We start from the raw sequence: 8689 nt of genomic DNA on the forward strand, positions 1-8689 counted from the left end.
AATGATAAAAACGAATCAAATCTAGAAAGGAAACCTATGTTACACAACGCATTTGCCTATGTTACAAGGAAGTTTTTCAAATCGATTGTTATCTTCCTGATTATTCTCCTCATGGCGAGCTTAAGTTTGGTCGGCTTGTCGATCAAGGGAGCTACTGCCAAGGCTTCTCAGGAGACATTTAAAAATATTACCAATAGCTTCTCCATGCAAATCAATCGTCGCGTCAATCAAGGAACGCCACGTGGTTCTGGGAATATCAAGGGTGAGGATATCAAAAAAATCACCGAAAACAAGGCCATCGAGTCTTATGTTAAACGCATCAACGCCATCGGAGATTTGACTGGATACGATCTCATCGAAACACCAGAAACCAAGAAAAATCTCACTGCTGACCGTGCCAAACGGTTTGGAAGCAGCTTGATGATTACAGGTGTCAATGACTCCTCTAAAGAAGACAAGTTTGTCTCTGGTTCATATAAGCTGGTCGAAGGTGAGCACTTAACCAACGACGACAAGGACAAGATTCTCATGCACAAGGACTTGGCAGCCAAACACGGTTGGAAAGTCGGAGATAAGATCAAATTGGACTCCAATATTTACGATGCAGACAATGAAAAAGGTGCCAAGGAAACAGTCGAAGTGACAATCAAGGGACTCTTTGATGGTCACAATAAGTCAGCAGTAACCTACTCACAAGAGCTCTATGAAAACACAGCTATCACAGACATTCACACTGCTGCAAAACTTTATGGATACACAGAAGACACAGCTATTTATGGGGACGCAACCTTCTTTGTAACAGCAGACAAGAACTTGGATGACGTCATGAAAGAGTTGAATGGTATCAGTGGTATCAACTGGAAGAGCTACACACTTGTGAAGAGCTCCTCTAACTACCCAGCTCTAGAGCAATCCATCTCTGGTATGTACAAGATGGCCAACCTCCTCTTCTGGGGTAGCTTGAGCTTCTCAGTCCTTCTCCTTGCACTCTTGCTCAGCCTTTGGATCAACGCCCGTCGCAAGGAAGTGGGAATCCTCCTCTCTATCGGTCTCAAGCAGGCAAGTATCTTGGGGCAATTCATCACCGAATCTATCCTGATTGCCATCCCTGCTCTCGTTTCGGCTTACTTCCTAGCCAACTACACAGCTCGAGCAATCGGAAATACTGTTCTTGCCAATGTCACTTCAGGTGTTGCCAAGCAAGCCAGCAAGGCTGCTCAAGCCTCTAACCTTGGTGGTGGTGCAGAAGTAGACGGCTTTAGCAAGACCTTGTCGAGCCTAGACATTTCCATTCAGACATCAGACTTTATCATCATCTTTGTCCTTGCCTTGGTTCTAGTGGTTCTCGTTATGGCGCTTGCTTCAAGCAATATCCTCAGAAAACAACCAAAAGAGCTCTTGCTCGATAGCGAATAAAAAACTTGCTACCTATTCTCCCCTAAATGGGGTATAATATAGGTAGCATTTTTATCTGTTTTGTCTTGATAAGGACTCTTCCTATCAGGATGAAACTGAGATAATTTACAAGAAATTTAAAGGAATGTGAAAAATTTTTTCTATGAAAATTTTAATTGTAGAAGATGAAGAGATGATCCGTGAGGGGATCAGTGACTATTTGACGGATTGTGGTTATGAAACCATTGAAGCAGCAGATGGACAAGAAGCTTTGGAAAAATTTTCCAGCTATGAAGTTGCTCTAGTACTACTGGATATCCAGATGCCCAAGCTTAATGGCCTAGAAGTCCTAGCTGAGATTCGTAAGACCAGTCAGGTTCCTGTCTTGATGCTGACCGCCTTTCAGGATGAGGAATACAAGATGAGTGCTTTTGCTTCTCTAGCAGACGGTTATCTGGAAAAACCCTTCTCCCTGTCTCTCTTAAAAGTGAGGGTGGACGCGATTTTCAAGCGCTACTACGATACAGGACGAATCTTCTCTTATAAGGATACCAAGGTAGACTTTGAAAGCTATAGTGCAAGCCTCGCAGGTCAAGAAGTGGCCATCAATGCCAAAGAGTTGGAAATTCTGGACTATCTGGTGAAAAATGAGGGACGGGCCTTGACTCGTTCTCAGATAATTGATGCGGTCTGGAAGGTGACAGATGAGGTTCCCTTTGACCGTGTCATTGATGTCTATATCAAGGAACTGCGGAAAAAGCTAGACTTGGATTGTATACTCACTGTGCGCAATGTTGGTTATAAATTGGAGCGAAAATGAAACGAACAGGTCTATTTACTAAAATATTTATCTATACCTTCTCGATTTTTAGTGTTCTGGTTATTTGTCTTCATTTAGCTATTTATTTTCTCTTTCCATCGACTTATCTGAGCCACCGTCAGGAAACCATTGGTCAGAAAGCGACAGCTATTGCCCAGTCCCTAGAAGGAAAGGATAGGCAAAGTATCGAGCAAGTGTTAGATTTGTATTCCCAGACCAGTGATATCAAAGGGTCCGTTAAGGGTGAGATGACTGAGGACAAGTTAGAGGTTAAGGATAATTTTCCACTAGATACAGCTCGCCAGACAACTTCACTCTTCATTGAGGAACGCGAGGTAAAAACGCAAGATGGTAGCACTATGACTCTTCAGTTTCTAGCTTCCATGGATTTGCAAAAAGAAGCAGAGCAGATCAGTCTCCAGTTTCTTCCCTATACCTTGCTGGCATCCTTTCTGATTTCCCTCTTGGTGGCCTACATCTATGCTCGGACCATTGTTGCACCGATTTTGGAAATCAAGCGAGTGACCCGTCGGATGATGGATTTGGATGCCCAAGTGCGATTGCGCGTGGACTCTAAGGATGAGATTGGTGATCTCAAGGAACAAATCAATAGCCTTTACCAGCATCTTTTGACTGTTATTGCGGACTTGCATGACAAGAATGAAGCTATTCTCCAGCTGGAGAAGATGAAGGTTGAGTTTCTACGAGGGGCTTCTCATGAATTGAAAACACCTCTGGCCAGTTTGAAAATCCTGATTGAGAATATGAAAGAAAATATCGGTCGCTATAGAGATAGAGACCACTATCTGGGAGTTGCCTTGGGGATTGTGGATGACCTCAGTCATCACGTTCTCCAGATATTGTCTCTTTCTTCTGTTCAGGAATTGCGAGAGGAGAAAGAAAAGGTTGACCTCCTTCAGATGACGCAAAGTCTAGTCAAGAATTATGCTTTACTAGCCAAGGAGAGAGAACTTCAGGTAGACATTAACCTAACCCATCAGCAGGCATACATAAACCCATCTGTCATGAAACTAATCCTATCGAATCTCATCAGTAATGCTATCAAGCACTCCACTCCAGGTGGCCTGGTCTACATTGGCGAGAGAGAAGGAGAACTCTTTATCGAGAATAGCTGTAGTCCTGAAGAACAAGAACAATTGGCCCAGTCTTTTTCTGGAAATGCTAGTCGCAAGGCCAAGGGTTCGGGGATGGGGATCTTTGTGGTCAAAAGTTTATTAGAACATGAGAAATTGCCTTATCGTTTTGAAAGGCAGGATGATCGCTTGACTTTCTTTATACGCTTTCCTAGAGTTAGCCAAGATTAAAAAAGAAAGGGTTTACATTGATTGGATTGGAAGAAATTCAATCTAAAGCATGGGAAAAACTAGCTTTTTTTATCAAAAAGTGATAAAATGAACAATGTAAATGGGATGTCCCAAAAAATATATAGGAGGCCTGACAAATGGCAATCGTTTCAGCAGAAAAATTTGTCCAAGCAGCTCGTGACAACGGTTATGCAGTTGGTGGATTTAACACAAACAACCTTGAGTGGACTCAAGCTATCTTGCGTGCAGCAGAAGCTAAAAAAGCTCCAGTTTTGATCCAAACTTCTATGGGTGCTGCGAAATACATGGGTGGTTACAAAGTATGTAAACTTCTCATCGAAAACCTTGTAGAATCAATGGGAATTACTGTACCAGTTGCTATTCACCTTGACCATGGTCATTATGAAGATGCACTTGAATGTATCCGAGTTGGTTATACTTCAGTTATGTTTGACGGTTCACACCTTCCAGTTGAAGAAAACCTTGAAAAAGCTCGTAAAGTTGTAGAATTTGCTCATGCAAACGGCGTATCAGTAGAAGCTGAAGTTGGTACTATCGGTGGTGAAGAAGACGGAATCATTGGTGATGGCGAATTGGCTCCAATTGAAGATGCTAAAGCAATGGTTGCAACTGGTATTGACTTCTTGGCAGCTGGTATCGGTAACATCCACGGTCCTTACCCAGCAAACTGGAAAGGTCTTCACCTTGATCACTTGCAAAAATTGACAGAAGCAGTTCCAGGCTTCCCAATCGTATTGCATGGTGGTTCAGGTATTCCTGATGACCAAATCCAAGCAGCTATCAAACTTGGTGTTGCGAAAGTTAACGTTAACACTGAATGCCAAATCGCATTTGCTAACGCAACTCGTAAATTTGTTGCTGAATACGAAGCAAACGAAGCAGAATACGATAAGAAGAAACTCTTTGACCCACGTAAATTCTTGAAACCAGGTTTCGAAGCAATTACAGAAGCTGTTGAAGAACGTATCGACGTATTCGGTTCAGAAGGTAAAGCATAATCTAGCTGAACAATACAGATGAAACCTGCCCATTGGGTGGGTTTTTTGTGTCTGGATATATAGCGAATATACTGTAGAAGAACCAATCTTAAGTTGCTAAAAGGTTCTATTTTTTGTACAATAATGCTATGAAAATACTGAAAAAATGGTTTCTTGGCATTCTTAGTTTCATTCTTTTGTTTTTACTCGCTACATTCATCTTTCACCGTATCAGTTTGGAAAAGGAAGAAGCCTCACTATCACCTATGGGACAACAAGTTCTTGTCAATGGACATCAAATAAATATTTACGTTGAAGGGGATGGACCTGAGACTATAGTAGTTCTCTCAGGTGCTGGTATTGCTTCTCCCATATTGGACTTTAAAAATGTATCGGAATCCTTATCGAAACGGTATAAGGTAGTCATCGTGGAGCGAGCGGGATATGGTTATAGTGATGATAGCAATCATTCAAGAGATGTGATGGAGGTTTTGTCTGAGACTCGCCAAGCTCTTTCGCAAGCAAATATCACAGGGCCGTTTATCATTCTGTCTCATTCCATAGCGAGTCTTGAGAGTCTGGCTTGGCAGGAGAAATATCCTAATGAAGTGAAAGCCTTGATTGGTCTGGATTGGGCACTGCCGTCAAGTTATGAGAATTTAAAGGATAATCAGACCTTGCTCACTGTGGCATATTGGAGCAGCAAGATTGGTTTATTACGCTACTTCCCTGAGTCTTTTTATATAAAAAATCAAACTCTGACTGAAACTGAACGAAAACAATATAGATTTCTAGCTTATAAGCAGTTGATGTCACAAGCCATGCTTCATGAATCTCAAACGGTAAAGGAAAACGCCAAGAAAGTTACTTCTAGCATCAATCCGAAAATTCCCACCTTATTACTGGTGTCTAACGGTGAAGGTACTAGTTTTAGCCAATCAGAATGGCAACGTTATGCAGAGAGATTTATAAGCGACCAGTCTAATGTTCAAGTCGTCTATATGGATGCGCCTCACGACCTCTATCATTATCAAAGTCATGAAATAGTTTCTCAGATTGAAGATTTTTTAAAGAGTAATTGATGGTTTAGAGATCATTTTAATTTTAGACTGATGACAATAATTAAATGCTGAAGGATTAACAGTAGAATCGTGAATTTTTTCGATTAAAAAAAATTCTTTTTCTTACCAAAAACCCTGCCCAATGGGCAGGGTTTTTTAGTGTTCTAGGAAATCATCAAATCAGAATTTTTGTTTCAAAGTATTATTTTAAGAGAGAAATCTCTAATTTCATAATCCATAGGCAAACGCTTGCATTCTAGTTTTTATTGGACTATAATAGGTTGGTATAAAGCCTTCTGTAATAATAAAATGTAGAAGTTGTAGAAAGTAAGGATTTAGATATTTGTAGTTAAAAATACAATGTTGCTATTCCTTGCTATAGGGAGAGATTTATGGCAATGATAGAAGTGGAACATCTTCAGAAAAATTTTGTGAAGACAGTCAAGGAACCTGGTTTGAAGGGAGCTTTGCGCTCCTTTATTCATCCTGAAAAACAGACCTTTGAAGCGGTCAAGAATTTAACCTTTGAGGTTCCAAAAGGCCAAATTCTAGGCTTTATCGGGGCAAATGGTGCTGGGAAGTCGACAACCATCAAAATGCTGACAGGGATTTTGAAACCGACATCTGGTTTTTGTCGGATTAATGGTAAGATTCCGCAGGACAATCGTCAGGATTATGTTAAGGATATTGGTGTGGTCTTTGGACAACGCACCCAGCTATGGTGGGATTTGGCTCTGCAAGAGACCTATACGGTCTTGAAAGAGATATACGATGTGCCAGACTCGCTCTTTCATAAGCGCATGGACTTTTTAAATGAAGTCTTGGATTTGAAGGAATTTATCAAGGACCCCGTGCGCACTCTTTCACTGGGTCAACGGATGCGTGCGGACATTGCGGCTTCCTTACTTCATAATCCCAAGGTTCTCTTTTTAGATGAACCGACCATTGGTTTGGATGTGTCGGTCAAGGACAATATTCGTCGGGCTATCACCCAAATCAATCAGGAGGAAGAAACAACCATTCTCTTGACCACTCATGACCTGAGTGACATTGAGCAACTCTGTGATCGGATTTTTATGATTGACAAGGGGCAAGAGATTTTTGATGGAACGGTTAGCCAGCTCAAGGAAACCTTTGGCAAGATGAAGACTCTTTCTTTTGAACTGGTACCAGGTCAAAGTCATCTCCTTTCTCACTATGAAGGCCTGCCTGATATGACCATTGATAGACAAGGAAATAGCCTCAATATTGAATTTGATAGTTCCCGCTACCAGTCAGCTGATATTATCAAGCAAACCCTGTCTGATTTTGAAATTCGCGATTTGAAGATGTTGGATACGGATATTGAGGATATTATCCGTCGCTTCTACCGAAAGGAGCTCTAAGATGGTCAAATTGTGGAGACGTTATAAACCCTTTATCAATGCAGGTGTTCAGGAGTTGATCACTTATCGAGTCAACTTTATTCTCTATCGGATTGGCGATGTCATGGGGGCTTTTGTGGCTTTCTATCTCTGGAAGGCGGTCTTTGATTCCTCGCAAGATTCTTCGATTCAGGGCTTCAGCATGGCAGATATCACCCTCTACATCATTATGAGTTTTGTGACTAATCTTTTGACCAGGTCAGATAGCTCCTTTATGATTGGTGAGGAGGTCAAGGATGGTTCCATTATCATGCGCTTATTGCGACCAGTGCATTTTGCGGCCTCTTATCTCTTCACCGAGCTTGGTTCCAAGTGGTTGATTTTTGTCAGTGTAGGACTGCCATTTTTAAGTGTTATTGTGTTGATGAAAATCTTATCTGGACAAGGGATGGTAGAAGTGCTGGGATTAACTGTCCTTTATCTTTTTAGCTTAACTCTGGCTTATCTGATTAACTTTTTCTTTAATATCTGCTTTGGATTTTCAGCCTTTGTATTTAAAAATTTATGGGGTTCCAATCTCCTCAAGACTTCAATAGTGGCCTTTATGTCTGGAAGTTTGATTCCCTTGGCTTTCTTTCCAAAGATTGTTTCTGATATCTTGTCCTTCTTGCCTTTTTCATCCTTGATTTATACTCCGGTCATGATTATCGTTGGGAAATACGATGCCAGTCAAATTCTTCAAGCGCTTTTGCTCCAGTTCTTCTGGCTTATAGTGATGGTGGGCTTGTCTCAGTTGATTTGGAAACGAGTCCAGTCATTCATCACCATTCAGGGAGGTTAGTATGAAAAAATATCAACGCATGCATCTGATTTTTATCAGACAATACATCAAGCAAATCATGGAATACAAGGTTGATTTTGTGGTTGGTGTGTTAGGTGTTTTCCTGACCCAAGGCTTGAACCTCTTGTTTCTCAATGTCATCTTTCAACATATTCCATCCCTAGAAGGATGGACTTTTCAAGAAATCGCCTTTATCTATGGTTTTTCTTTGATTCCCAAGGGATTGGACCATCTCTTCTTTGACAATCTCTGGGCACTGGGGCAACGTTTGGTGCGAAAAGGAGAGTTTGACAAGTACCTGACGCGTCCTATTAATCCTCTTTTTCACATTCTGGTTGAGACCTTTCAGATTGATGCCCTGGGCGAACTATTGGTCGGTGGCATTTTATTAGCGACAACAGTATCAAGCATTGCTTGGACTCTTCCAAAATTCCTGATTTTTCTAGTCTGCATTCCTTTTGCGACCTTGATCTATACTTCCTTGAAAATCGCGACTGCCAGTATCGCTTTTTGGACCAAGCAGTCAGGAGCCATGATTTACATTTTCTATATGTTTAATGACTTTGCCAAGTATCCGATTTCCATTTACAATTCGCTCCTTCGTTGGTTGATTAGCTTTATCGTGCCTTTCGCCTTTACGGCCTACTATCCTGCCAGCTATTTCTTGCAGGACAAAGACGGGCTCTTTAACATTGGTGGGTTGATTTTGATTTCCCTTGTTTTCTTTGTTATTTCTTTAAAACTCTGGGACAGGGGCTTGGATGCCTACGAAAGTGCGGGTTCTTAAGATATAAGATAGGATGAGAGTTAAAAATTAAATATGTTACAAACAACCGTTGAAAATTATAGCGGTTGTTTTTGCATATTTATTGAGGTATAAGTTGT

At 41.1% G+C, this 8689-nt stretch carries 8 protein-coding genes; all 8 read left to right on the forward strand.

From position 1 onward, the window contains the following. The first annotated feature begins 36 nt into the window (after nt 1-36). The 8 genes from vex3 to HMPREF1518_RS00860 all read left to right on the forward strand — a co-directional run bounded on the left by vex3 (nt 37) and on the right by HMPREF1518_RS00860 (nt 8591). Nucleotides 37-1416, forward strand: a complete 1380-nt coding sequence (vex3, locus tag HMPREF1518_RS00825; protein WP_033583506.1) for an ABC transporter permease subunit Vex3 — start codon at nt 37-39, stop codon at nt 1414-1416. 142 nt (nt 1417-1558) lie between these two features. Then, nucleotides 1559-2215 (forward strand): response regulator transcription factor VncR, encoded by a 657-nt coding sequence (gene vncR / locus HMPREF1518_RS00830; RefSeq protein ID WP_009729916.1) that lies wholly within the window; start codon nt 1559-1561, stop codon nt 2213-2215. Continuing rightward, nucleotides 2212-3540 (forward strand): sensor histidine kinase VncS, encoded by a 1329-nt coding sequence (vncS, locus tag HMPREF1518_RS00835; protein WP_000831368.1) that lies wholly within the window; start codon nt 2212-2214, stop codon nt 3538-3540. The genes vncR and vncS overlap by 4 nt, the downstream gene beginning before the upstream one ends. A gap of 137 nt (nt 3541-3677) precedes the next feature. After that, a complete protein-coding gene (locus HMPREF1518_RS00840) occupies nt 3678-4559 on the forward strand; it encodes a class II fructose-bisphosphate aldolase (RefSeq protein WP_001019007.1) in 882 nt (293 codons plus the stop codon). A 128-nt stretch (nt 4560-4687) separates the two neighbouring features. After that, a complete protein-coding gene (locus tag HMPREF1518_RS00845) occupies nt 4688-5620 on the forward strand; it encodes an alpha/beta fold hydrolase (RefSeq protein ID WP_050589076.1) in 933 nt (310 codons plus the stop codon). 371 nt (nt 5621-5991) lie between these two features. Next, nucleotides 5992-6984: an ABC transporter ATP-binding protein gene (locus HMPREF1518_RS00850; RefSeq protein ID WP_033583507.1), complete on the forward strand. Its 993-nt coding sequence runs from the start codon at nt 5992-5994 to the stop codon at nt 6982-6984. A gap of 1 nt (nt 6985) precedes the next feature. Further along, on the forward strand, nt 6986-7804 hold the full coding sequence (locus tag HMPREF1518_RS00855) for an ABC transporter permease (RefSeq protein ID WP_033583508.1): 819 nt from the start codon (nt 6986-6988) through the stop codon (nt 7802-7804). Nucleotide 7805: 1 nt separating this feature from the next. Further along, nucleotides 7806-8591, forward strand: a complete 786-nt coding sequence (locus HMPREF1518_RS00860; protein WP_018371200.1) for an ABC transporter permease — start codon at nt 7806-7808, stop codon at nt 8589-8591. The last annotated feature ends 98 nt before the right edge of the window (nt 8592-8689 follow it).

The organism is Streptococcus sp. SR1 (assembly GCF_000526075.1).
In the GTDB taxonomy this organism is placed as follows: domain Bacteria; phylum Bacillota; class Bacilli; order Lactobacillales; family Streptococcaceae; genus Streptococcus; species Streptococcus halitosis.